Genomic DNA, 24,225 nt, shown 5'->3' with positions numbered 1-24,225 from the left:
GAGTTTTAGCTTGCTAAACTGTTTGCCGAAGGCTCGAGCAAGCTTTTACGAGACCTTCTTTAACCACTTGTTATGTGTCAATTTGCTTAGATAAAAAGTTTATAACCCTTAGGCGCTCCATCTCATAGTATTCTTCTCGCTTTTTCATATGAATGGTCGGCCCACAAGAACCAACATGAAGTCCATTGTCATCAGGGATAGCAAACACTACATATTTAACGTTTTCTTCGAACGGAAAACCGCATGCTGCAGAGTCCATTCTTGTTGTAACCTTGATTTTTTCAGCAGTCATGCCTTTATAACTGCGATCCACGACTAATGTTACGGCTTTCAATTTGGAATATTCTAACCAGCCATCTTCTTTTACTTTTATGGTATCAATCGTTTCGACAGTCCCAGAGAAAACGACAGGGTAATCTTTAAAGGCTTCTTCAATGTCATAACCCATACAACTACATGCTATAGAACTGAAGGAAATCAAAGAAAACAAAAATATTAGAATTTTCAACCGAACTCTCCCTGACACATAACGCCTGGTTAAGAGGCGAGTTTTAGCTTGCTAAACTGTTTGCCGAAGGCTCGAGCAAGCTATTACGAGACCTCCTTGAACCTCTTGTTATGTATCACAACCTTCGTTATAAGCTTGTTGATATAAAAGTAATTTACGTGAACAACTCTCAGTTTTAAAGTGAAAATAACATGAATAAGAAATACTATTTTGAGACTTCGCTAGTGGAGGAGGAGTCCAGGTTGGGCATGACTTGGGATTGTGAAAATTCGAAACAGAAGATGTAACTAGTCCAAGGTGGGAATATTCCGCCTTAGCTACACCAGTTTGTAAATCTAATTCCCAGTACATTTTCTTAGAGGCTAGACTTAGCCCGACCAAAGACGATGCTATTAAAATAATAACTATTAGATGCTTCACCGTAACTTCCTTGTGGACATAACGCCCCGCTAAGGGGCTGATAATTGCTTGCTAAAATGTGTAGCGAAGTGGAACCGAGCAAGCTGTTAGCAGTCCCGTCTTAAGCGACTTGTTAGCTATTACTTAACACATACCTGCGGCTTAAGTATAAAAAATGCAGCGAAACCAATAAAGGTAACACAAGCCATAATGTACTTTTATTAATGCCAGTTGCAAACATAAAAGTTAAAACAGATGCAAACCCACATAAAATAAACCAGCGTAATTTATTGGGTTTAATAAAATACTTTGTTGGCTCAAATATATGAAGCAATACGCAAATAAATGCAATTAAACCTAATATACCACCAACCTCTACTAGCAATAATACAATACTACCAAAGTCCCCATTGTATAAGCCTATTATCGCGCCAGGGATTGTAATTAGCCCTAGACCTAATAATAAAACTAAAGGTCCAAAACTGATAATAGCTTCTAACAATATTAAAATTTTATGCAGAGGTTTCATTTGTGATAGCTAACGCCCTGATAATGGGCAAAAAATTGTTGGCTAAAATGTTGAGAAACGAAAACAGCCAACTGTTTTTTGTCCCTATTAATTAGCTTGTTATATTGAAATTTCATCCATTATGCGTTTTATTTTTTTAGGCACTTCTATCTTACTTTCCTCTCCAAAGTTCACTGAAGACAAAAACGTATTATATAAAGTTTGCTCATCTACTACACCCAAATACACATAAGCAACATAGAGTAGTGAAATGCCTTTACGAACGTTAATAAAATCCCTTTCTCCGTCTAACCAATGCTTGACGAAATTGAGTATATACGGTGATGCTAATTGATACTTTTCTTTTAGTTCGTCAATCGTACTAATACCTAGAGCATTTATATAATTAAGGGCAGGACTTAAGGTTTCCTTATGACTCTCAATAAATTCGCATTGAAATATTTGAGACAATTGTTTTTCCAGTTCAATAACTTCAGAATCGGTATTAACAAAGCTTTCTAATGAATCTAGATCCAGTAATACAGATGATGGATTTTGAGCAATGCTACTTTCCAAATGGCTTTTATAACCTTCGATTTCATTTCTTATAGCAAAAAACTCTTCATCAGCTAATTCTAATAAGCCAGATAACCTTGAAAATCTTCGCCTAAGTATCTGAGGAACTTGAGCCTTAGATTTGTAACCTATGTCGTGTTCAATCTCAGCCCATGCATGTTGTAATATAGTTCGTATTTGAACTTCAAACCTTAATCCTTTGAAATTTTCATATTCAGGTAATTTTGTTCTTTCGTCTGAATGTTCTACCACTAAATGTAAGGACATATAGCCAAATCTATCCGGTGATAGAGCTTTTCTTTTATCGATAGAGTTTTCATCGTCTACTTTAAACTCTCTCGATATAATTTCAGAAATTAGATCTACATGATCTGAAAAGTAAGTCGTTATTCTTACCCCAACAAGATCTGTTATTTCATTTAAATCTTTATAGTTCTTTTCTGGCTTTGTAATTTTGCCAAGTAAACTATTTTCACTTTTTACTCTACTTGAAATTGAGTGTATTTCTAGCCCATCATTAGAAATGAGAGTAGAAATTAAACCGTTTGTTAACTTCTCTAAAGAACTATATAACTTTTGTTTTTGTACAAATTGGCTAATAAATCTTTCAGGGCTACTCATAGACTTCCTTTTCAATATAACGCCTCGTTAAGAGGCAAATAATATGTTGGCTAAAATAAGCGACGCAGGAGCAAAAGCCAACTGTTATTTGTCCATGCTTTAACGACTTGTTAGGTGTACTTATACGTTTTGTGTATACGGGTTGATGCCAATGAGTTCTGAAACACCTGAACCCGATTTTAAAGCTAATTTGATTGAGGATACAAAGTTATCCAATGCTAAAGCTTCAAATTGAACAGTAAACTTTGCAACACATCCGCTGTCATTTGACACTGAGACTAATACAGCCGTATGACCAGCGGAATCGAAGCAGTGAAATTTAAGGTCGCAATGCCCACAAGTTGAGTCAATGTCACCAACCTCAATGGTTACTTCATCTGAGTTAGATTTAGGAAACATTGATAATTTATGAGCAAGTTCTTCCAATAACTGAGCATTTATATATTGCTCTGTTTCTCCTGCGAAAGCGTCATTGCATGCTTTTACCCATATTTTCGAAGGGTCAGAACGCAAAAACTCGAATTCTACTCTGGGCTGCATGTTCATGTACACCTAACGCCTGGTTAAGAGGCGAGTTTAGCTTGCTAAAATGTTTGCCGAAGGCTCGAGCAAGCTATTACGAGACCTTCTTAAACCACTTGTTATGCGACTAAAACTCTTTGAATTTAACGCTAGAGAATAGCTCAGAGCTTTTTTGTTCTAATAGAGACTCCCCACCACTAGAAAAGTAACGACTAGAATACTCGATATTGACACCAACATACTGATTATTTGGGTGTTGGCAATTGTAACCAATACTTTCTAGTAACATCGTTGTATTGCCTTCGGCAGTCTTTGCGTTTCGGTCTACAGATAATGAGTAATACTTAACACAAGTTGCTCCATCTAAAAGAGCTAAAGATTCAGAGTTATCCTTATTCTCGAATCTGCCGGTCACTGGGGTAGCGGCTCGACTTTTAGTTATATACTCTAAAAGTTCTACGTCCGACTTTATTTCCGGCAGTTTAAATGTGGAAACATTTATAATACTAGTTTCATTGGTGTTAGGTATTTTGCTTCCAATAGTATATTGATAACCATTAGCAACCATGACAGCCCAACTGCCAGTTTTAGGTGGCCAAGCTGTTACACCATAAATGCCTATAGGGCTATTAGAGTTGATGACAGGTGTGGTGGTGCTGGCACATGAAGTAATAAGAAGGGTAAACAAAATCGGTATTAATCTAAACACGAAACTTTCCTTAGTTGCATAACGCCAGGTTAAGTGGCGAGTTTTAGCTTGCTAAAATGTTTGCCGAAGGCTCGAGCAAGCTATTACGAGGCCGTCTTAAACCACTTGTTATGCTTATGTTACAACCAACTTTTCGGCGGGTATACCAACTAGTGTTGCAGCACAACCACCATGTTTTTTAATATATTCTGAAACTAAATTAAAGCCAACCCAATAACCTGCTCTATTAGGGAATTTGGAAATATCATTACCTCCAAAATATACGGGGTAACTAAAATCCGAGTCATTTAATTTTTCTTGCATTTGAATGAATAAATCATGCCATTCATATTCTTTAATATCATCAAAAAAAATTTCAGTAGCGCATTTATTTAATTTAGTTTCAAAATGGCAAGCAAGTCCTTCAGATATAAGGATTTGAAGCAATGTTTTTTCTTCAACACCAGAATCTGCTCTAATGACATGGTGTAATTCATGAGCCATTACTGCAGGCAATTCATTATTTATTATATTAACAAGATCTTCATGATCGGTATCTAGTATAATGTTAACTAGATAAGGCGATGTGACAAAGCCCATGATGCCGCTTTGTGTTTTATCTGCTTCTGAACAAGGACTAATTACAACATCGAGTTTAGGTAACTTAATGTATTTATTAAGTTCGCGAAGTGTTTTTTCACACGTACTCTCTAATAAATTCAAAACATCGTTGAACTTTTCAGTTGAATTTAAAATATTTATTTTAATACTCATAACCTTCCATGTGAGCCAAAACTTTAGATAAGCATAACGCTTGCCTAAGCGGCAATTAATAATGGGCTAAAATGTTGAGCGCAGCGACAATAGCCCATAGTTAATTGTCCGAGCGAGCTTGTGAGCGAATTGAGGCACTTGTTATATTCGAAAAAGCTAATTAATAATAATCGATTTTTTACTCATTACGCTAATTCTTGAATCTTTTAAAACAGTTACCAGATAAAAAGGGTGATTCAATTTTGCGCTGTACTTCTGATCGTACCATTGAAACTCAATAAAGTGCTTCCCTGTTGCAGATGTTTTTGCGATCAAAGGGGAGTTCGGAAATATTGATGTTAGCGAATTAGTAGCGTCTTGAGCGAAATAGAATCCAATCTCAGAGATTTTATAATGGCTGTTTTTCGGCAAAGAAACTTCTATTATTATTGTTCCAAAGTAGCAAGGTGGTTTACCGCGAGTAACATTTATGTTTTTAATCTCAGGTGGGTATAAGTGTTCACTCCATTCAACATTGTCGTCAGCATCAATTTGAAAATTACTTTGATAGCTAGGGCTGCAGGCATATGCGTTTAGACTGCAAAGCACGAAAAGAAATAATGTTGTGTAAAGATACTTCATAGAATCCTGAGAATATAACGCTCCGCTAACCAGTGAGCCAATTGCTGGCGAGCGATTTGCCCAGCAAATAGCATGACAGCTTTGGCGAGTCTGAGTTCAGAGGCTTGTTAAGCGCTTTTACTAACCTGTTACTCGGTGGTGATGTTCGTTTCGTACACTGTCACTAACATGGTCACTGATGCAACGATTGTAAAAAAGAGGTTGCAGTGCAAACACAAACATACGGACACAAAATCTGTCATATGGATTAAAATTTAAATAGATGCTTGTGCATCAAAGCAACAAGTTGAAGCTAGCTTCGCATGTGTTGCGTATCGCTCAAGCGTACACTAAAAATACACTTGATATAACTGTCCCTACGTCCAGTTTGAACTAACCACTTCAATTACACGCATTGCACAGAAGAACAGTAGGGCGCTTAACGCTCCGCTAACCAGTGAGCCAATTGCTGGCGAGCGATTTGCCCAGCAAATAGCATGACAGCTTTGGCGAGTCTGAGTTCAGAGGCTTGTTAAGCGCTTTTACTAACCTGTTACTCGGTGGTGATGTTCGTTTCGTACACTGTCACTAACATGGTCACTGATGCAACGATTGTAAAAAAGAGGTTGCAGTGCAAACACAAACATACGGACACAAAATCTGTCATATGGATTAAAATTTAAATAGATGCTTGTGCATCAAAGCAACAAGTTGAAGCTAGCTTCGCATGTGTTGCGTATCGCTCAAGCGTACACTAAAAATACACTTGATATAACTGTCCCTACGTCCAGTTTGAACTAACCACTTCAATTACACGCATTGCACAGAAGAACAGTAGGGCGCTTAACGCTCCGCTAACCAGTGAGCCAATTGCTGGCGAGCGATTTGCCCAGCAAATAGCATGACAGCTTTGGCGAGTCTGGGTTCAGAGGCTTGTTAAGCGCTTTTACTAACCTGTTACTCGGTGGTGATGTTCGTTTCGTACACTGTGATTAAGATGGTCACTGATGCAACGATTGTAAAAAAGACGTTGCAGTACAAACACAAACATACGGACACAAAATCTGCCATATGGATTAAAATTTTAGATAGATGCTTGTGCATCAAAGCAACAAGTTGAAGCTAGCTTCGCATGTGTTGCGTATCGCTCAAGCGTACACTAAAAATACACTTGATATAACTGTCCCCACGTCCAGTTTGAACTAATAACTTCAATGACACACATTGCACAGAAGAACAGAAGGGCGCTTAACGCCTGCCTAAGCGGCAATTACTAATGGGCTAAAATATTGAGCGCAGCGACAATAGCCCATGTTAATTGTCCGAGCGAGCTTGAGAGCGAATTGAGGCACTTGTTATAAGTACACTACACCAGAATTCCATTTAACATTAGTGCAGGCATATAGAAAATAGAAGCATATAAAACGGAACCAGTAAGAATTAAGGCCACACAACTGAATACAGCTTGAGTAGCAAATACTTTAGGCTGATAAAATGCACTGGACTTAAAGGTGGTTACACAAAACTCAGCCTCAGACTTTACGTTGTTATACAAAGCCTGCATTCTAAGTAAGAAAGGTTTGTAATATAGAACTAGAAAACTAAAGACCAACTCTATACCGCCAACATCCGCAATAAAGATAAGCTCAGGAGCAAATGGTACGAATAGTGATATTAGTATAATGAATAATGTCTTTTGAAATGTACTTAAGTTTTGCCACATAAACTAATTTCCTTGTACTTATAACGCCCCATTAAGAGGCAAATGATAGTTGGCTAAAATAAGCGACGAAGGAGCAAATAGCCAACTGTTATTTGTCCTGCTTTAATGGCTTGTTATATGACAATTTCATCGGATCGCTTTTGGTCTTGATACTTTTAGAAGTAATTTGCCACTTACCATCAAGTAACTCCCAGATTAAAGTGATTTTTTGATTTTCGCTTGTAACCCCCATATCGGTAGAGGCTATCCTCATTTTGGACCAGATCATATGTGCTTTGGTCTCGCTTAATACATTTACTCTTGCTTTATCGATATCAAACATTTTATCTAGTTTATCTAATTTCCCATATGCGTTAATTACATCAGTCGAAATTTGACTTGATAATTCACTTGAAACTGAGCTGCACCCTGATATAGAAAAAACTAAAACAAACGACATTACTTTAAAAATATTGAAATTATTCACAAAACTCTCCTTGTTATATAACAGCATATTATGTACAGGTCTAAGTAACCTGCACTTTATTGATTAGCAAATAATTGCATAAAACTACCCCGAGATCAAAGCGTTATATTTGAAAGTTAAACGGTACAGGATTCAAAGCGGTAATTACCTGTACTTCATGTTAAGTCCGGCCTTAAGAAAAAGAGTAAATGTGCATTAAATCATAGGTTTATGCTTTTGGATTTGAGTTTTGTGTAGTTATGTAGAGTGTGCAGTAACTGAAAGTGCGGTCTAGTTTTGTTTGCAACTTGGTAAATTTCATTAACACTGGTTATTAACACAGTGGGGTGGAATATGGGACAGTCTCCTTTTTTAGAGAGTATTAGAGCAGTACTTCGCACAAGGCATTACAGCCTGCAAACCGAAAAAACTTATTTGCTTTGGATTAAGCGTTTTATTTTGTTTCAAAATAAGCGTCATCCGAAGGACATGGGTGAGCAAGAGGTAACGGAGTTTTTAACGCATTTGGCGTTAGAAAGAAAAGTGACCGCTGCAACTCAAAATTTAGCGCTTTGCTCTATTGTTTTTATGTATAAGCATATTTTTGATCGTGAATTAACTCTGTTAGATGAAGCGGTTAGAGCAAGAAAGCCACGAAGAGTACCAACAGTGTTGACCAACGACGAAGCGATGAGTTTGATTTCAGTAATGAGACCACCATATTCGCTGATGTTTGCTATGTTATATGGGTGTGGTCTCAGGAAAGCTGAATTGTTATCACTTAGAGTCAAAGATATTGATTTTGGTGGTAATTCTGTATTTGTATTTCGAGGTAAGGGAGCAAAGGACAGGGTAACACTACTGCCTAAGGCATTAGTTCCGGATATTGAGAGGCAAATAAAAAAAGTAGCCGACATACATGAAAAAGACCTTATTGAAGGTGAGGGCAGAACAAGCCTTCCTCAGAGTCTTGCCCGAAAGTACCCCTCAGCGATTAAGGCGCTGAAGTGGCAATACTTGTTTCCTTCGAAAGTCCGCTGTATTCATCCATATGACGGATATATTTGTCGCCATCACATTCATTGGTCAAGTTTAGCGAAAGTATTGCGCACAGCCGTCAATGAAACCGGAATTCGTAAGCATGTTACAGCACATACATTTAGACATAGCTTTGCCACTCAAATGTTATTAGCAGGAACTGACATAAGAACGGTACAAGAACTGCTGGGTCATTCAGATGTGCGAACAACGCAAATTTATACTCATGTTATCGGTCAACATCAATCTGGTGCTATAAGCCCACTTGATCACAAGTAAGGCTGTATAAGTTGACGGACATTTACCTTGGCCTTTAGGTTGCTCGCTAATAAATATAGTCCGCCAATTTTACGGTGAATAAAAAGTGCATCGACTGGTGGTGTGTGCCACTCAGACTGGAAATTTTTAATGTTCAGCGCAACGTCCCGAACGCGAGTCGCCAAATTACTGCTGGCAAAGTCGTAGTCTTCATCACGTCGAAGTGGTTCACATGCTAAGTCGAATATGTTCATCACTTCGTTGAGGTATTCGGGCTGGATAGTATCGTCAAAAAAGCCAATTTGTTTTGCGGCAATAACCGCCGACTCGCTATCTTGATCTATACCCGCTTTAATAAGCGCTAAATAGCCGTTACTTGTGTTCGAAGGAATCTTTCTGGTTGCCCCGAAATCGAGCAAGCCAATACGTTTACTGTTTTTATCATAAACATAATTCGCAAAATTAGGATCGGTTTGCATTAACTTAAAAGAAAACAGCTCTTTTAGCATTAAATCAAGCAAATCACTTACTATTTTATCGCGCTCGAGTTGAGGCAAAGTAGTGGTTTGTTCAATAGCAATTCCATCAACATAGTCCATAACTAGAATATCAGTATTGGACAATGATCTGTGGACATACGGTGTATTAAAAGGCGTATCTAACAGATGACGCTGAAAGGTCTCTACATGGGTAGCTTCAAGTTGGTAATCGGCTTCGTTTTGAAGCTGTTGTTTAGTTGCCTCAAGCAAAGCTGTAATGTCTATGTGCGGAGGTATTAAACGTGACATTTTAAGTAATCTAGCAACATTATCTACATCACTTTCAATCGATTGGCGAACACCAGGGTATTGCACCTTTACGGCTAAGGCTTGACCGTTTGCTAATGTCGCTTTGTGAACCTGGCCAATAGAAGCTGCAGCGAAAGGGCGCAAGTCAAAATGACTAAAGCTATCCAACCAATGCTCGCCCCAACTAGTTTTTAATAAATGTACTAATTGTTTATGTGGCATTGGCTCGGCGTCGGCTCGTAAACGAGCTAATAATGCACTAAGTTCTGGAGACAACAACTCACCGGCGTCCATTGAAATCATTTGACCTAATTTCATTGCTGCGCCTCTTAAATTGGCGAGTTTATTGGCAAACTGTTCAACATTATTTGGCGTTAGTAGGAGGTCTTGACGATTAGGTTTCTCACCGCGGCCAATTTGTTTAACGCCATCTACTAGCATATTGCCAGCAATACGTGCGGCTAACCCACCAAATTTAGAAAGCCTCGCTATACGCGAGCTTGGCACTTTTTGACCTGGTACTTTTAGCTTAGAAATAGTGCCTCCTAAATTTATTTATTGTCTGCAAACCATAGAGCAAAACGAAATAAGGCGAAACCCGGATCAATTTTCAACGGCAATAAATCGTGGTCGAGGCAACGTTTCTAAAATATGATATAAATAAATGACACCAAACGTGAGCACCCCTACAAAGATATACAACCAGAAGCCACCAAACAAATCTAAAATAATACCGCCACAAAGCGGTGCAAGAGCGTAACCAAAATCATAAATTGACGCAGCGCCAAAGTAAGCCCCACGCAAGTGAGATGGCGCAATTCGATCAATATGTACATTCATCGTCGGGAATAAAATAGCCTCAGCAAGGCTCATCACCACAGTTGCGCCAATAAAACCCCAGAAAAGTGAAAGAGGATTAAAAGCTATCCAAAATTGAGATGCAGCTAATAACAGCAAACCAATCTTTACGCGAGTAACTAGGCTTTGTTTGGCCATAATTTTAAGCAATATAAACTGGCAACTAATAATAACTAACGCATTGGTAAATATAATTGACGAGATCAACTCAAGTAAATCTGGAACCTTGGCACGAGTTAAGTACTGTACGAGAGAGCTATCCATTTGTGCATAAATAAACATACAAAGTACATTTGCTAAGATTAAACACTGAAACATCTTATCTTGTTTGAGGATTGATAAAGTCGTTTTAAAGCTAGTATCAGGTGAGTCTTTGCAGACTATTAAGGCAACATCCACATTGCCAATCTTATCCGCTTCCTCTAAACGCTTTTGACCTCTAAAACCAATAAAAAGTAAAACTAACAGCAACAAGAAGGCGTAGGTGGTGATATAAAAACTCGATTGCTCTCCCGTTAAACCCAAAAACACCCCAGCAATAGGGCCGATAGCACAACCAACATTGACAATAAAATACATAGCTTGCATTGCTAACTCTCGAGTTTGGCTGTCTTTAATAATATCGCCTATCAGCGCAGAGGTTAATGGACGCCACAAAGCGGTAGCTATTGAGCAGAGTGTAATGACAATAACAAAGCTGTTAATACTGTTTGCCTCAGCCAGTAAAGCAAAAGAGATGATGTAAAGAATACCCGTACCATACATCATTAAATGTCGGCCCAATTTGTCTGAAAGTGCACTGCCAATAAAGGTGGTAACAACAGACACAACAGCAGAACCAGATAATATCAATCCCACTTCAGTTGCCGATAAGCCAAATTTTTCATACAAAATCACCGCTAGAAATGGCCACACCATATAAAAGCTGCCACGGGTAATAAAAGAGCCAAATAGCAAAATCCACATAAGTGGTGGAAACTGTTTTAAACGCTGAATAGAAATATCACTTTGCATAAATTACGTCTTTCATCAAAGGGCCGTGTTCGTATTCAAAGGGCAGTGTGTGTACTCAAAATACAATAACGTTTCATCCGGATCAGTTAAATCTTTTGTGCCTTTTGCTTTAAAGTCTAAGCGTTGCAGTAGTCTAATGGACGGTGTGTTGTCTTCTTGAACGATTGCGCACAATGTTGGGTGACCGTTTTCTACCGCCCAATCTCTGAGCTTTATGCTGGACTCAAGTGCGTAACCTTGTCCTTCAAATTCTGGTAAGAAGGCGTAACCAAGGTCGGGGAATTCCAATTGATCACGATCAATCAAAGTGACACCACCAATGGGTTGATTTGTGCTTTTTAAATAAACAGCAAAGAAGCCAAAGTTGGGGTAGCCAGTTGAGTAACGATCGATAATTTCTTTTTGCGCTTTTTCGATGGTATCGACACCTCGGTCAGCAATATTTTGCTTAAACCCTTCAGTATTTAAGAGCGTTTTTATAAAAGGAGCATCGTCGATAGTAAGTTCACGGATGATCAACCTTTCGGTTTTAAGCTGCATAAAGCACTCTTTTTGAAGTTTAAGTGAGATGCTTAGAATATAGCGAAAAGGTAAATAAATAACAGCGTATTTTTCTAATCTGTACAATTAGATAAAGTAAAGCCCACGTAAGATGGGCTTAGAAAAGAGTATGTCTGAATATTAATGGGCGTTTTGAACCTGGCCGTTAACTTAAAATAGCTGCCGCGACTTTTGAATTTCCTGGCTTACCAAGTGCTGTACATATGGTTTTGCCAGCTTTTGCTAATTTAGCCAAGTCAACTCCGTGTTCAATTCCAAGGCCGTTAAGCATATATACCACGTCTTCAGAGGCTACGTTGCCAGATGCACCTTTAGCATAAGGACAACCGCCTAACCCGGCCACAGCAGAGTCTATAACGCTAACGCCCAACTCTAAACAGGCATATATGTTTGCCAATGCTTGTCCGTAAGTATCATGAAAGTGGATTGCTAAACACTCCATCGGCACCGCTTGAGCAACCGAAGCTAACATCAGCTTTGCTTTTTCTGGCGTTCCGACACCTATGGTATCGCCCAGTGAAATTTCATAACAACCCATTTCATATAGTGTACGAGCAACCTCGACAACTTTTACGACGTCCACTTCACCTTCATAAGGACAGCCAAGCACACAAGAAACGTAACCACGAACGCGAATACCATCTTGTTCAGCGCGTTCCATTATTGGTTGAAAACGGGCTAAGCTCTCTTCAATAGAACAATTGATATTCTTTTGACTAAACGCTTCGCTTGCCGCACCAAAAATAGCCACTTCTTTAACGCCTGCGGCTACCGCAGCCTCATAACCTTTCATGTTAGGCGTGAGAGCAGGGTAGTTGATTCCGTCAACTTGATTAATCATGCTATATATTTCTGCAGAGCCCGCCATTTGCGGCACCCATTTAGGTGACACAAATGAACCTGCTTCAATAACGCTTAAACCCGTTTCAGATAACTCATTAATTAACGTGACTTTATCTTCAATGCTCACTGGCACTTCATTTTGCAGCCCGTCTCTTGGGCCAACTTCAACAATTTTTACTGACTCAGGAAAACTATTACTCATCACAATAGTCATGGTTACTCTTCCTCGTATTCTATGGCAAGCAACTCAGCGCCATCAGCAACTAAATCACCTGGAGCAAAAAATACTTCTTTCACCACGCCATCTTTTGGCGCTTTAATAGTGTACTCCATTTTCATGGCTTCCATGATGATCAGGTTTTGCTCTGCTGTAACCTTATCACCCGCACTCACCATAACGTCAACCAAGGTGCCGTTCATAGGTGCCGTTAAACCACCACCTTGCTCTAGCTCGGCATTGGCATAGTCAACAGGTACGTCTTTAGTAAATGTTGTAATATCTTTGTTGTTAAATACCGTCAGTTTATTATCAAAGTCAGCAATGGTGACGTTAATTTGATGACCATCAATAGAGGCCACTAATTCATCGTTATTTAGGGTACCAGTGACAACCAATTTGCTATCGGTATTACCTACGCTCATTGCATAAGCATCACCAATTTGTTCTGCTGATATCACATATGTTTCACCAGACTCATCGGTTAACTTCACGGTAAACTGCTGGGCTTCGTTGACTTTCCAACCGGTAAATCCATGCCAAGGAGAGAATGGATCACTCGATGTCTCAGCAAGGGTCGCATTGTCGTTGGCCTGTTTTAATAATTGATACAAGGCTGCTAACGCTAAGGACTGTTCTTGGTTTTTTGTTTTAGAAACAAACAAGTCATCGTTGTGTTTAGTAATAAAGTTGGTGTCTAAGTCAGCGTCTTGGAAGGACTTGTGCTCAAGTAGGCTTGCTAAAAACGCTAAGTTTGTAGTAACACCGGCGATTCGGTAGTCATCTAAAGCGCGCAACATACGTTGTAAGGCGCGTTCACGATTTTCATCCCACACAATTAGCTTAGCAATCATTGGGTCGTAAAAGGTCGACACTTCGTCGTTCTCACGAACGCCCGTATCAACTCGAACGTGACGATTTTGCTCAGGCTGACGTAAATAATGAAGATGACCCGTTGCTGGTAAAAAGTCGTTGTCTGGATCTTCAGCATAAATACGTACTTCAAAAGCGTGACCATTAACCGTTACGTCTTGTTGCGATATCGGCAGTGATTCACCTGAAGCAATTTGTAACTGCCATTGAACTAAATCTTGACCTGTGATCATTTCAGTTACAGGGTGTTCAACTTGCAAACGTGTATTCATTTCCATGAAGTAGAAAGACCCGTCTACGTCATATAGGAATTCAACCGTACCGGCCCCTTCGTAATCAATTGCTTGCGCGGCTCTAACAGCAGCTTCACCCATAGCGATGCGTATTTCTGTTGGTAAACCAGGTGCTGGCGCTTCTTCAATCACTTTTTGGTGACGACGTTGCACAGAGCAGTCGCGTTCTGCTAAATAAACGCCATTGCCATGTTGGTCACAGAATACTTGTATTTCAACGTGGCGAGGTTTTGTTAAATAACGCTCAATAAGCATTTTGTCGTTGCCAAAACCATTTATGGCTTCACGTTTTGCTGAGGCGAGGGCATCATCAAATTCTTTTTCATTTTCAACAATACGCATCCCTTTACCACCGCCACCGTAAGCGGCTTTTAACAGTTGCGGGTAGCCAATTTTTGCAGATTCAGCTTTTAGGAATTCCGGGTCTTGATTGTCGCCATGATAACCAGGCACTAATGGTACATTGGCTTTTTCCATGATGATCTTAGCGGCACTTTTTGAGCCCATGGCTTCAATGGCGCCAATTGGAGGTCCAATAAAAACAATATCATTGTCTACACAGGCTTGGGCAAATAAAGAGTTTTCAGATAAAAATCCATAACCAGGATGAATAGCTTGCGCGCCAGACTTTTTGGCAACGTCAATAATGGTTTCGTATTTTAAGTATGAATCTTTACTTGGTGCCGGGCCAATTAAGAAGGCTTCGTCTGCCATACTGACATGACGAGAATCCGCGTCGGCTTCAGAGTAAACAGCCACACAACGAATACCCATTTTATGCGCCGTTTCGATAACACGACAGGCGATTTCGCCTCGGTTTGCTATTAAAATTTTATTAAACATAAGAAATTCCATTAACCCTTATCTGACAGAGTATTCGTTAACCAGTTTGCGCTGCGTTTTTCAAAAAATGCCGTCAAGCCTTCTTGTCCCTCTTCCGATACTCTTATAGCAGCAATTCGCTCGCTAGTATCATTGATTAGAGCACAAGGCTTTGAATCTTCATCTAAGCCTTTAGAACTAGCATCAAAGTTTTGCACATCAAAAACTAACTGTTTTGCGGCTTGCATCGCAACGGGACCATTGGCTAATAACGCGCCAATCATAGCTTCTACTTGGTCGTCCAATTGCTCTAATGAGGTAACGTCGCTCACCAAATTAAGTTGTTTTGCCGCTTCTGCCGAAAAACGTTCCGCCGTTTGAAAATAACGACGTGACGCGCGAGCGCCAATAGCATCAACCACATACGGACTAATCGTTGCTGGAATTAATCCTAGTTTGACTTCACTTAAACAAAAACTAGCTCGGTCTGACGCAACGGCCATATCACAACAAGCCACTAAGCCAACTGCACCACCAAAGGCGGCACCTTGTACTTTTGCAATAGTTGGAATAGGCATGAAATTAAGCACGCGCAGCATTTCCGCTAAGGCTTTTGCGTCTTGCAAGTTCTCTTCATATGAATAACCTGCCATACGCTTCATCCATGCCAAGTCAGCACCAGCACTAAAGCTTTTGCCGTTAGAAGCAAGCACTAATACTCTTACTTCTGGATTTTGTTCAATGGCTTTAAAGGCGTTAGTTAAGTCACTAATAACTGCATCGTCAAAGGCATTATGTTTTGCCGGGCGATTTAACGTAACGGTCGCAACACCACGCTCGTCAATACCAACAAGCACTGGAGATTCAGACTGTTCTGAATTTAAAAGTGTGTTGTCTACTTGGTTTGAACTCATAATTAGGCTCCAATTACATTCTAAAGACACCAAATTTAGTGTCCTCAATTGGTGCATTTAATGACGCTGATAAAGCTAAACCAACGGTCATACGAGTTTGTGCAGGGTCAATAATGCCATCGTCCCATAATCGGCCAGATGCATAATAAGGATGACCTTGTTTTTCGTACTGATCTGCAATTGGCTTTTTAAATTCCGCTTCCTGCTCGTCAGTCCACGTTTCACCACGACGAGCCATACCGTCTTTGGTTACTTGTGCCATTACGCCTGCAGCTTGTTCGCCACCCATAACTGAAATACGAGAATTTGGCCACATCCACATCATCGTTGGGTCATAAGCGCGACCACACATGCCGTAGTTACCGGCACCATAAGAGCCACCAATCAATACGGTGAATTTAGGCACTTTTGCACAAGACACCGCCATCACCATTTTTGCACCGTGTTTAGCAATGCCTTGATGTTCATATTTTTTACCAACCATAAAGCCAGTAATGTTTTGTAAGAACAATAGAGGTATTTTGCGCTGTGAACACAATTCAATAAAGTGAGCGCCTTTTTCAGCAGATTCAGAAAACAGGATGCCGTTGTTCGCAACAATACCAACAGGGTTACCAAAAATGCGGGCAAAACCACACACTAATGTTGAACCGTAATGTTGTTTAAATTCATCAAAGTCAGAGCCGTCAACGATACGAGCGATAACTTCTTTAACATCAAATGGTTTTTTCAAGTCGGTACCTACAATGCCATAAAGCTCTTTGGCATCGTAAAGTGGCTCTTCTGAAGGCTTTGTATCAAGGACTTGAAGGTTTTTATTGCGGTTGGTTCTGGCAATACAGCTTCGCGCAATTTGCAACGCGTGCTCGTCATTTTGTGCGTAATGATCCGCCACACCTGAAATTTTACAATGTACGTCTGCGCCGCCCAGTTCTTCAGCAGATACTTCTTCGCCCGTTGCCGCTTTAACTAGGGGAGGACCAGCTAAGAAAATAGTGCCTTGTTCTTTTACGATAATACTTTCATCAGCCATAGCCGGTACATAAGCACCACCGGCAGTACATAGGCCCATAACCACGGCTATTTGTGGAATGCCTTTGGCTGACATATTGGCTTGATTAAAGAAAATACGACCAAAGTGATTTTTGTCTGGGAATACATCGTCTTGCTGAGGAAGGTTGGCACCACCTGAGTCAACTAAGTAAATACATGGTAGGTGACAACGCTCTGCTATTTCTTGAGCGCGCAAATGTTTTTTAACGGTAAGTGGATAGTAAGTGCCGCCTTTTACTGTAGCGTCGTTACCAATGATCATGCACTCAACACCAGATACTCGGCCTATGCCGGCCACAACACCCGCACAAGGAGTGTAGTCATCGTACACATCAAAACCAGCAAATTGACCGACTTCTAAAAAGGCTGAGCCAGGGTCGATTAGCTTTTCAATGCGGTCACGAACAAAAAGTTTTCCGCGTGATTCATGGCGAGCTTTAGACTTCTCACCACCACCTAATTTAATTTTATTTACATTTTGCTGAACATCATCAACAACAGCCTGCATGGCATTTTGTTTGTCCAAAAATTCTTGCGAGCGAGGATTTACCTTACTTGTGATCTTAGCCATAATTTTATCTTCATCTTCGAGTTAGTCAGAACAACAAAAGAGGAGAGCGGTAACGCTGATTCCTCTTTCTCGATAATTAAATTTCGCTATTTATATAATTTTTATTATTTAAATAATCGGATTATTTTGATTCGTTAAACAACTCTCGACCAATAAGCATACGACGAATTTCTGAGGTGCCAGCACCAATTTCATACAACTTAGCATCACGTAATAAACGTCCAGTTGGGAATTCGTTAATGTAACCGTTACCGCCTAGTAGTTGAATCGCATCAAGTGCCATTTTGGTGGCTAATTCAGCAGAGTACAAAATTACCGCAGCTGCATCTTTACGAGTTGTTTCACCACGGTCACAGGCTTGTGCCACTGCATATACATAAGACTTAGCAGCTTGCATACCGGTATACATGTCTGCAACTTTGCCTTGTACTAATTGGAATTCACCTATCGATTGGCCAAACTGTTTGCGGTCATGAACATAAGGAACAACAATATCCATACACGCATCCATGATGCCTAGTGGACCACCAGATAACACCACACGCTCATAATCTAAGCCAGACATAAGTACACGAACGCCTTTATTTTCATGGCCTAAAATGTTTTCTGCAGGCACTTCACAATCTTCAAATACTAATTCGCAAGTATTTGAACCGCGCATACCTAATTTATCTAGTTTCTGGTGACGAGAGAAACCAGGATAGTCACGCTCTACAATAAAAGCGGTAATGCCTTTTGAGCCCGCGGTTACATCTGTTTTTGCGTAAATAACGTAAACATCAGCGTCTGGACCATTTGTGATCCACATTTTGTTGCCGTTAAGAATGTACTTATCGCCTTTTTTCTCAGCTTTAAGTTTCATGCTTACAACGTCAGAGCCAGCATTAGGCTCAGACATAGCCAATGCACCTACGTGTTCGCCAGAACAAAGTTTAGGAAGATATTTTAATTTTTGCTCATGTGAACCGTTTTTGCTTAGCTGGTTTAGGCACAAGTTAGACATTGCACCGTAACTTAAGCCAACTGCGGCAGACGCACGACTAATTTCTTGCATGGCAACTACGTGCTCTAAATAACCTAAGTTTGAGCCACCGTATTGCTCTTCAACTGTCATACCTAATAAACCTAGCTCACCAAATTTACGCCATAAATCTTTAGGGAATTCGTTATCGATATCTATTTGTTCAGCGCGAGGCGCAATTTCGTCGCGAGCAAAGGCGTTTACCGTGTCGCGGATCATGTCTACGGTTTCGCCAAGGTTGAAGTTTAGTGATGAAAATGAACTGATCATAATAGGTCTCTTTTTCTGTTGAATTTGATATTTAATTTAAATTTTAATTTTTATTATTTTGCCAATAACGAAACTTTTAATATCGTCACCGGCTTGGAACTTTCTAAACTTCAGCTTGTAGTTAACGTTTTAGCTACATGAATGCTTACAGTTTAGCTAATGAATCTTTACAGCCGCTTTCTAATTCTGATAAATCAGCCAGTACGTCAGCAATATCCTTTTGCTGCTGAATTAATCGTTGTTTCTTTTCTTCGATTAACTCCAACATTATGTGTAATTGTTTTTCTTCGGTATCTTCATTGTCGTACAACTCAAAAATGGTTTTCGTTTCCTGCAATGAAAAGCCAAGACGTTTACCGCGCAAAACTAACTTTAAGCGGGTGCGATCTTTGGCGCTGTATACTCGAGTCTGGCCATTTCTAGCTGGTGACAATAATTCCGCATCTTCATAAAACCGAATACTACGAGTGGTAATATCAAACTCTTTGGCCAGCTCACCAATAGTGTAGGTGAGGGTGTCTTGAGTATGCGATGTTTGAGATTGTGTCGCCGCCATTATTGTACCTAGTCGTTAATTTAGCGTCTTAGTGTAGGGTAAGTTTACGTTAACGTAAACCTTGGTGTTGGGTAACATTTTGTTCAAATTAACCGTGATTATTTAAAAATGTAAATTTTTTGTGCCATTGTTTACGTTTAGTTCAGAGTGCTGATATTTGGCAATAAATTTATTCCGGCGTAAGATGCGGCCATAAAAATATTAAGAGGTTATAAAATGTCAAATCATGATCCAGTAGTAATCGTATCCGCTAAACGTACGCCGTTAGGTGGTTTCCAAGGTTCTTTGTCTTCAGTATCGGCACCTGAGTTAGGCGCTGTCGCCATAAAATCAGCCATTGAAAGTGCAGGCATAACAGGAACTGATATTGATGAAGTTATTATGGGTTGTGTTTTACCTGCTGGCTTAGGTCAAGCACCAGCACGTCAAGCAGCCATTAAAGCCGGTGTACAACTATCGGCAGGTGCAACCACAATCAACAAAGTATGTGGCTCTGGCATGAAAGCCGCAATGATGGCCAATGACTTTATTCAAGCGGGTTCAATAAATGTTGCCGTTGTTGGCGGATTTGAAAGCATGACAAATGCACCATATATGTTACCAAATGCGCGTGGTGGTATGCGTATGGGTCATGGTAAAGCAATGGACCACATGTTTTTAGATGGTCTTGAAGATGCATATCAAGGTAAAGCTATGGGGTGTTTTGCTCAAGATACTGCCAACGAATTTAAATTTACTCGTGAATCGTTGGATGAGTACGCAATTCGTTCCCTAACTCGCGCTCAAGAAGCGATTGCGTCAGGTCGTTTTGATAATGAAATTGCACCAGTGACTTACTCAACTCGCAAAGGTGACGTTACTGTTTCTGTTGACGAACAACCAGGCGCTGCTCGAATTGATAAAATCCCAACACTTCGCCCTGCGTTTGCAAAAGATGGCACTATTACGGCTGCTAATTCATCGTCTATCAGTGACGGTGCTGCAGCACTAGTAATGATGAAAATGTCAGAAGCGCAAAAACGTGGATTAACGCCTTTGGCAAAAGTAGTGAGTCATGCAACAAATTCTATTGAGCCTGAAAAGTTCACAACAGCGCCAATCGGTGCCATGGAAAGTGCATTAGAGAAGGCCGGTTGGAGCACATCTGACGTTGACTTATTTGAAATTAATGAAGCCTTTGCAATGGTTACAATGGCCGCAATGAAAGAAATGTCTTTGCCAGCGGAAAAAGTGAATGTGCATGGTGGTGCATGTGCACTTGGTCATCCTTTAGGTGCCTCGGGTGCGCGAATTATTGTTACTTTATTGCATGCTTTACAAAATAAAGGCTTGAAAAAAGGCTTAGCGTCATTATGTATTGGTGGTGGTGAAGCAACAGCAATTACAGTAGAAATGCTCTAAAGTTAAACTATGCTCGTATATACGGGGTGAAGTGTTTTGAAAAGGCTGCGTGAGTAGCCTTTTTTGTTGCCGATTTTAAATTAATAAGGAAAAGCAACGTCGTGACGTTATTACTAATTTATGGAATTGTGGCGATAGGGATATCGTTTTTGTGTAGTGTACTAGAGGCTGTTTTATTAAGTATTACGCCAAGTTATACAAGAGCCTATATGGATAAAAATCCAGTGGTGGGCACCCGCATCGAGAAATTAAAAGCGAGAGTTGATCAGCCATTAGCGGCAATTTTAACGTTAAACACCGTTGCTCACACTGCCGGTGCTGCAGGAGTTGGTGCACAAGCGGCTGCTATTTATGGCGACGCCGCAATAGGTATTGCATCCGCGGTGATGACTCTTCTGGTATTAGTTTTATCGGAAATTATTCCAAAAACCCTAGGCGCAAACCATTGGCGTACGCTAGCGCCTGTGGTGTCGTTAGTGCTTGTCGTAATGGTGCGCTTGTTGAAGCCGTTTGTGTGGTTGTCAGACCAAATTACAACGTTATTTAGCAAACAAGAAGATGACAACAAACATGTTCGTGCTGAAATCGAAGCAATGGCCATGTTTGGTTCGCAGGTAGGCGCTTTACATCAACAAGAATCTGAAATTATTAAAGGCTTGATGAAGTTTAGGCACACGCCAATTCGCAACATCATTACGCCACGCAATAAGTTATTTCGCGTATCAAAAGAGTTGTCGGTAGAAGAATTTTGTAAACAACACGGCTCAAGTCCTTTCTCTAGAGTATTAGTTTTTGACAAAGACCCAGATGACATTATCGGTTATGTGTTTAAAAGCGATGCTATTTTAGCAAACGTAAGGGTTAAGCCAAATTATCGAATTGGTAAATTAACCAAACCTTTATATGTTGTTTCCGAAAACATGAGTTTACCGAGCCTATTTACCAATATGTTAACTAAACGTACTCACATGAGCTTGATCATTGATGAGTATGGCGAAGTTAAAGGTATAGTTACGCTAGAGGATTTACTTGAATCTTTATTGCAGGTACATATCTTTGATGAAAAAGACAGTAGTAGCGATGAAGAGACTGAAAATTTAAAAAGGTGGTCTGAACTTAATAGCGATCCAGACCTCCTAGATATTCCACCCGTTGATATGAGTCTAGATGAACAGACTACGCTCGATACGGGTGATAATAATCAAACCTTAGTGATTGAGCCCACTGCCAGCACTGACAAGAATAAATAGGTCAATCCACATAACAACGACTGCAAATACGCCAGCCCAAAAGCTAAGCATTCGTTTTATAAGGTTGTTGCTCGTCAGAAAGACAAAAGCATGGATGGCTCTAAATGCTACAAACGTCCATGCTGCAATACATCCTGTTAATGTGTCTAAGCCAAGCACCATGTAAGCTAGGCACACAACAAAAAACAATAACGGAAACTCGAACTGGTTGCTAAAACAGCGGCCGGTTTTTAGTACCGCTTCTGGGATGTTATCGCCCTGCATCAATAGAAAATATTTAGGACTAACTTCTTTACTTTTAATATGCCCAAATCGAGCTCGCGCCGTCACTATACCAATTGCGAATATCAGCATAAACATGGCAAACATAGGATAAAACAACATTACTTCTCCGCCTCTACTAATTTTTTATTCTGTTTCGTCATTTTAATTAAGCGCTGCTCCTCAAGATATGACTTGTAGCGCTCAATATTATCTTGATGACGTAATATTTTGCTATTTGGGTCGACAATAACAACATCCTTGCGGCGAACCTCAATGGTTTTAGGCTCATCTAAGATAAGCGTTTGTAGCTTACCATTAATACTGAGTTCGAGCGGTATAGGAAATGGACGATTGTTCTCGATAATCCAATTAAGTGTCATTTTTTTATCATTTCTAACGATATTTAGCTTAGGAAGCGCCGCTTGATAGATATAAACATCAAAAAACCATTGTAAATTGTCACCGGTAATTTCATTTACAATACTAATAAACTCATTGGTATCTGAAAAACGAGGGGCAAAATTGCCAGGTTCAGGAGTACGAGTGCCATAAACAAGTTGGCGAGTTGCGGCAAAGAATGCCTCATCACCAATCAATTCACGTAAAGAATGCAAGACTAGCGAACCTTTTGCATAAATATCATTGCCTGGACCAACCTGTCGGTTATAGACCTCTTCTACCGCTAGAGGTTTATTAGAGACAATTGGAAACTTATTAATAAGACTCTTACGTTGTTTAAATAGATGCGCTTTGTAGGCCATGTCGCCGTGCAAATATTGAGTATATAGAGGTTGCATGTAAGAGCCAAACCCTTCGTGCAACCACATGTGATCCCAATTGTTGTTTGTTAATTGATTACCAAACCACTCGTGAGCAAATTCATGTTGCAATAACCAGTCGTAGCCAAACTCATCCTTACGATAATTATTGCCGTAGGCATTGATTGTTTGATGCTCCATACCTAAGTGTGGTGTTTCGACCACGCCCATTTTTTCGCTTCCAAATGGATAAGGGCCGATGACAGTTTCAAAAAAATCTAGCATAGGAGCGATTTCTTCAAACAAAATTTTTGATTTAGGCTCGTTTTCTTTTAGATGGTAAAAAGCAACAGGAATTGTATTCCCAAAAACACTTTTATAATTATCTTCAATTAAACCATATGGACCAACATTTAACGCGATAGCATAAGTGTTGTGCAAAGAAGAGGTCTGCCAGTGAAAAGTTTTTAAGTCGTCTTGTTCTGTTATGCTTTGTAATACTCCATTTGAGGCTGCGACTAAATCCTTTGGCACAGTAATGTGGATATCCATTTTCTCCACCTCGCCATATGGTTGATCAATGCACGGCCAAAAAAGATCACAACCTTCACCTTGAACCGCGGTTGCAATCCAATGTTCACCTTCACGTGTTTTTTTCCAATCAAAACCGCCATCCCACGGTGCTCTTATAGCTTCTCTTGGTTTTCCGTTGTAATTAATAGCTAATTCAAAGTCGCCACTTACAGGAGTAGGTAGGTCAATCTTTAATTCACCCATCGTGTTGGAGTATTGTTTGGGGTCTAATAATTGGCCGTTGACGCTAATTTGATTTATGTTAAAAACGCGGTCTAAATCAACTGAGATTTGTGAGGTTTGTTTTGCGGTATTTAACGTTAATTTTGTTGCCACTGAAATCGACTTTTGGTCTGGAAAAATAGTAAAGCGCAATTCAGCATATGACATCGATAAACCTTGTTGCCGCTCTGGAGCTATACCACCGCTTTTTTTAGAATAGTCACTTGTGGCCTCAACAGAATTTTTTAGCTGGGACGCACCGTCTGATGAATTGATTTTTTGTTCAGTGGAGGAACAAGCTGCTAGAAGAGAACCAAGAGCCAGACTAACCAACGTTTTACGCGAAATTAGTTTATTGTTTAGCGAAGATAACCGCATTGTCATTCCTTTTACTTTAAATTAGTAATTCTATTCTTAACAAAACAAAGTGAATAAATCGATAT

23 protein-coding genes are annotated in these 24,225 nt (G+C 39.9%); 3 read left to right on the top strand and 20 right to left on the bottom strand.

The window, feature by feature from the left end:
• Window positions 1-70: 70 nt before the first annotated feature.
• From ACZ1GV_RS07875 to ACZ1GV_RS07835, 9 genes are all read right to left on the bottom strand, one after another.
• Complete coding sequence (locus tag ACZ1GV_RS07875) at window positions 71-508, bottom strand: hypothetical protein (RefSeq protein WP_472673702.1); 438 nt, start codon at window positions 506-508, stop codon at window positions 71-73.
• 532 nt (window positions 509-1,040) lie between these two features.
• On the bottom strand, window positions 1,041-1,409 hold the full coding sequence (locus ACZ1GV_RS07870; protein WP_472673701.1) for a hypothetical protein: 369 nt from the start codon (window positions 1,407-1,409) through the stop codon (window positions 1,041-1,043).
• Window positions 1,410-1,535: 126 nt separating this feature from the next.
• Window positions 1,536-2,612, bottom strand: coding sequence for a GTP pyrophosphokinase (locus tag ACZ1GV_RS07865; protein ID WP_472673700.1), 1,077 nt, complete (start codon window positions 2,610-2,612; stop codon window positions 1,536-1,538).
• A 120-nt stretch (window positions 2,613-2,732) separates the two neighbouring features.
• Window positions 2,733-3,152: a hypothetical protein gene (locus ACZ1GV_RS07860; RefSeq protein ID WP_472673699.1), complete on the bottom strand. Its 420-nt coding sequence runs from the start codon at window positions 3,150-3,152 to the stop codon at window positions 2,733-2,735.
• 109 nt (window positions 3,153-3,261) lie between these two features.
• Window positions 3,262-3,843, bottom strand: a complete 582-nt coding sequence (locus tag ACZ1GV_RS07855; protein WP_472673698.1) for a hypothetical protein — start codon at window positions 3,841-3,843, stop codon at window positions 3,262-3,264.
• 114 nt (window positions 3,844-3,957) lie between these two features.
• Window positions 3,958-4,596 (bottom strand): DUF2268 domain-containing putative Zn-dependent protease, encoded by a 639-nt coding sequence (locus ACZ1GV_RS07850; RefSeq protein WP_472673697.1) that lies wholly within the window; start codon window positions 4,594-4,596, stop codon window positions 3,958-3,960.
• Between the two features lie 156 nt (window positions 4,597-4,752).
• Entirely contained in the window at window positions 4,753-5,217 is a 465-nt protein-coding gene (locus ACZ1GV_RS07845; protein WP_472673696.1) for a hypothetical protein, read from the bottom strand.
• 1,345 nt (window positions 5,218-6,562) lie between these two features.
• On the bottom strand, window positions 6,563-6,919 hold the full coding sequence (locus ACZ1GV_RS07840) for a hypothetical protein (protein WP_472673695.1): 357 nt from the start codon (window positions 6,917-6,919) through the stop codon (window positions 6,563-6,565).
• A gap of 88 nt (window positions 6,920-7,007) precedes the next feature.
• Window positions 7,008-7,385, bottom strand: a complete 378-nt coding sequence (locus ACZ1GV_RS07835) for a hypothetical protein (RefSeq protein WP_472673694.1) — start codon at window positions 7,383-7,385, stop codon at window positions 7,008-7,010.
• Window positions 7,386-7,718: 333 nt separating this feature from the next.
• On the opposite strand from ACZ1GV_RS07835, the gene ACZ1GV_RS07830 reads away from it, so the two are divergent.
• A complete protein-coding gene (locus tag ACZ1GV_RS07830) occupies window positions 7,719-8,681 on the top strand; it encodes an integron integrase (protein WP_472673693.1) in 963 nt (320 codons plus the stop codon).
• On the opposite strand, the gene ACZ1GV_RS07825 is transcribed toward ACZ1GV_RS07830, so the two are convergent.
• From ACZ1GV_RS07825 to ACZ1GV_RS07785, 9 genes are all read right to left on the bottom strand, one after another.
• Window positions 8,672-9,955: an ABC1 kinase family protein gene (locus ACZ1GV_RS07825; protein WP_472673692.1), complete on the bottom strand. Its 1,284-nt coding sequence runs from the start codon at window positions 9,953-9,955 to the stop codon at window positions 8,672-8,674. The genes ACZ1GV_RS07830 and ACZ1GV_RS07825 overlap by 10 nt on opposite strands.
• A gap of 96 nt (window positions 9,956-10,051) precedes the next feature.
• The gene (locus tag ACZ1GV_RS07820; RefSeq protein WP_472673691.1) at window positions 10,052-11,320 is read right to left on the bottom strand and encodes an MFS transporter; all 1,269 of its coding nucleotides are present in this window, start codon (window positions 11,318-11,320) and stop codon (window positions 10,052-10,054) included.
• A gap of 15 nt (window positions 11,321-11,335) precedes the next feature.
• The gene (locus tag ACZ1GV_RS07815; protein WP_472673690.1) at window positions 11,336-11,860 is read right to left on the bottom strand and encodes a GNAT family N-acetyltransferase; all 525 of its coding nucleotides are present in this window, start codon (window positions 11,858-11,860) and stop codon (window positions 11,336-11,338) included.
• 166 nt (window positions 11,861-12,026) lie between these two features.
• Window positions 12,027-12,938 (bottom strand): hydroxymethylglutaryl-CoA lyase, encoded by a 912-nt coding sequence (locus tag ACZ1GV_RS07810; RefSeq protein WP_472673689.1) that lies wholly within the window; start codon window positions 12,936-12,938, stop codon window positions 12,027-12,029.
• Between the two features lie 2 nt (window positions 12,939-12,940).
• On the bottom strand, window positions 12,941-14,950 hold the full coding sequence (locus tag ACZ1GV_RS07805) for an acetyl/propionyl/methylcrotonyl-CoA carboxylase subunit alpha (RefSeq protein ID WP_472673688.1): 2,010 nt from the start codon (window positions 14,948-14,950) through the stop codon (window positions 12,941-12,943).
• 11 nt (window positions 14,951-14,961) lie between these two features.
• Complete coding sequence (locus ACZ1GV_RS07800) at window positions 14,962-15,843, bottom strand: enoyl-CoA hydratase/isomerase family protein (protein WP_472673687.1); 882 nt, start codon at window positions 15,841-15,843, stop codon at window positions 14,962-14,964.
• 13 nt (window positions 15,844-15,856) lie between these two features.
• Complete coding sequence (locus ACZ1GV_RS07795; RefSeq protein WP_472673686.1) at window positions 15,857-17,467, bottom strand: carboxyl transferase domain-containing protein; 1,611 nt, start codon at window positions 17,465-17,467, stop codon at window positions 15,857-15,859.
• 121 nt (window positions 17,468-17,588) lie between these two features.
• Window positions 17,589-18,758: an isovaleryl-CoA dehydrogenase gene (locus ACZ1GV_RS07790; protein ID WP_472673685.1), complete on the bottom strand. Its 1,170-nt coding sequence runs from the start codon at window positions 18,756-18,758 to the stop codon at window positions 17,589-17,591.
• Window positions 18,759-18,903: 145 nt separating this feature from the next.
• Window positions 18,904-19,314 (bottom strand): MerR family transcriptional regulator, encoded by a 411-nt coding sequence (locus tag ACZ1GV_RS07785; protein ID WP_472673684.1) that lies wholly within the window; start codon window positions 19,312-19,314, stop codon window positions 18,904-18,906.
• 216 nt (window positions 19,315-19,530) lie between these two features.
• Here ACZ1GV_RS07785 and ACZ1GV_RS07780 point away from each other — a divergent pair, with 216 nt between their 5' ends.
• Window positions 19,531-20,715, top strand: a complete 1,185-nt coding sequence (locus ACZ1GV_RS07780; protein ID WP_472673683.1) for an acetyl-CoA C-acyltransferase — start codon at window positions 19,531-19,533, stop codon at window positions 20,713-20,715.
• A gap of 101 nt (window positions 20,716-20,816) precedes the next feature.
• The gene (locus ACZ1GV_RS07775) at window positions 20,817-21,965 is read left to right on the top strand and encodes a CNNM domain-containing protein (RefSeq protein ID WP_472673682.1); all 1,149 of its coding nucleotides are present in this window, start codon (window positions 20,817-20,819) and stop codon (window positions 21,963-21,965) included.
• On the opposite strand, the gene ACZ1GV_RS07770 is transcribed toward ACZ1GV_RS07775, so the two are convergent.
• Both ACZ1GV_RS07770 and ACZ1GV_RS07765 read right to left on the bottom strand, forming a co-directional pair.
• Complete coding sequence (locus ACZ1GV_RS07770) at window positions 21,924-22,349, bottom strand: MAPEG family protein (RefSeq protein WP_472673681.1); 426 nt, start codon at window positions 22,347-22,349, stop codon at window positions 21,924-21,926. The two genes, ACZ1GV_RS07775 and ACZ1GV_RS07770, sit on opposite strands and share 42 nt — an antisense overlap.
• Window positions 22,349-24,160, bottom strand: coding sequence for a M1 family metallopeptidase (locus ACZ1GV_RS07765; protein ID WP_472673680.1), 1,812 nt, complete (start codon window positions 24,158-24,160; stop codon window positions 22,349-22,351). Before ACZ1GV_RS07765 ends, ACZ1GV_RS07770 begins: the two co-directional genes overlap by 1 nt.
• Window positions 24,161-24,225: the final 65 nt, after the last annotated feature.

The organism is Psychrosphaera sp. HA2-10 (genome assembly GCF_055693745.1).
Note: the sequence above shows the minus strand (reverse complement) of the source record. Positions and strands in the feature narration are given on the sequence as shown.

Coding starts and splice junctions, on each gene's coding strand:
- ACZ1GV_RS07865 (WP_472673700.1), bottom strand. CDS start 2,612: ATGAGTAGCCCTGAAAGATTTATTAGCCAATTTGTACAAAAACAAAAG.
- ACZ1GV_RS07860 (WP_472673699.1), bottom strand. CDS start 3,152: ATGCAGCCCAGAGTAGAATTCGAGTTTTTGCGTTCTGACCCTTCGAAA.
- ACZ1GV_RS07850 (WP_472673697.1), bottom strand. CDS start 4,596: ATGAGTATTAAAATAAATATTTTAAATTCAACTGAAAAGTTCAACGAT.
- ACZ1GV_RS07845 (WP_472673696.1), bottom strand. CDS start 5,217: ATGAAGTATCTTTACACAACATTATTTCTTTTCGTGCTTTGCAGTCTA.
- ACZ1GV_RS07840 (WP_472673695.1), bottom strand. CDS start 6,919: ATGTGGCAAAACTTAAGTACATTTCAAAAGACATTATTCATTATACTA.
- ACZ1GV_RS07830 (WP_472673693.1), top strand. CDS start 7,719: ATGGGACAGTCTCCTTTTTTAGAGAGTATTAGAGCAGTACTTCGCACA.
- ACZ1GV_RS07820 (WP_472673691.1), bottom strand. CDS start 11,320: ATGCAAAGTGATATTTCTATTCAGCGTTTAAAACAGTTTCCACCACTT.
- ACZ1GV_RS07815 (WP_472673690.1), bottom strand. CDS start 11,860: ATGCAGCTTAAAACCGAAAGGTTGATCATCCGTGAACTTACTATCGAC.
- ACZ1GV_RS07810 (WP_472673689.1), bottom strand. CDS start 12,938: ATGACTATTGTGATGAGTAATAGTTTTCCTGAGTCAGTAAAAATTGTT.
- ACZ1GV_RS07805 (WP_472673688.1), bottom strand. CDS start 14,950: ATGTTTAATAAAATTTTAATAGCAAACCGAGGCGAAATCGCCTGTCGT.
- ACZ1GV_RS07800 (WP_472673687.1), bottom strand. CDS start 15,843: ATGAGTTCAAACCAAGTAGACAACACACTTTTAAATTCAGAACAGTCT.
- ACZ1GV_RS07795 (WP_472673686.1), bottom strand. CDS start 17,467: ATGGCTAAGATCACAAGTAAGGTAAATCCTCGCTCGCAAGAATTTTTG.
- ACZ1GV_RS07790 (WP_472673685.1), bottom strand. CDS start 18,758: ATGATCAGTTCATTTTCATCACTAAACTTCAACCTTGGCGAAACCGTA.
- ACZ1GV_RS07785 (WP_472673684.1), bottom strand. CDS start 19,314: ATGGCGGCGACACAATCTCAAACATCGCATACTCAAGACACCCTCACC.
- ACZ1GV_RS07780 (WP_472673683.1), top strand. CDS start 19,531: ATGTCAAATCATGATCCAGTAGTAATCGTATCCGCTAAACGTACGCCG.
- ACZ1GV_RS07770 (WP_472673681.1), bottom strand. CDS start 22,349: ATGTTGTTTTATCCTATGTTTGCCATGTTTATGCTGATATTCGCAATT.
- ACZ1GV_RS07765 (WP_472673680.1), bottom strand. CDS start 24,160: ATGCGGTTATCTTCGCTAAACAATAAACTAATTTCGCGTAAAACGTTG.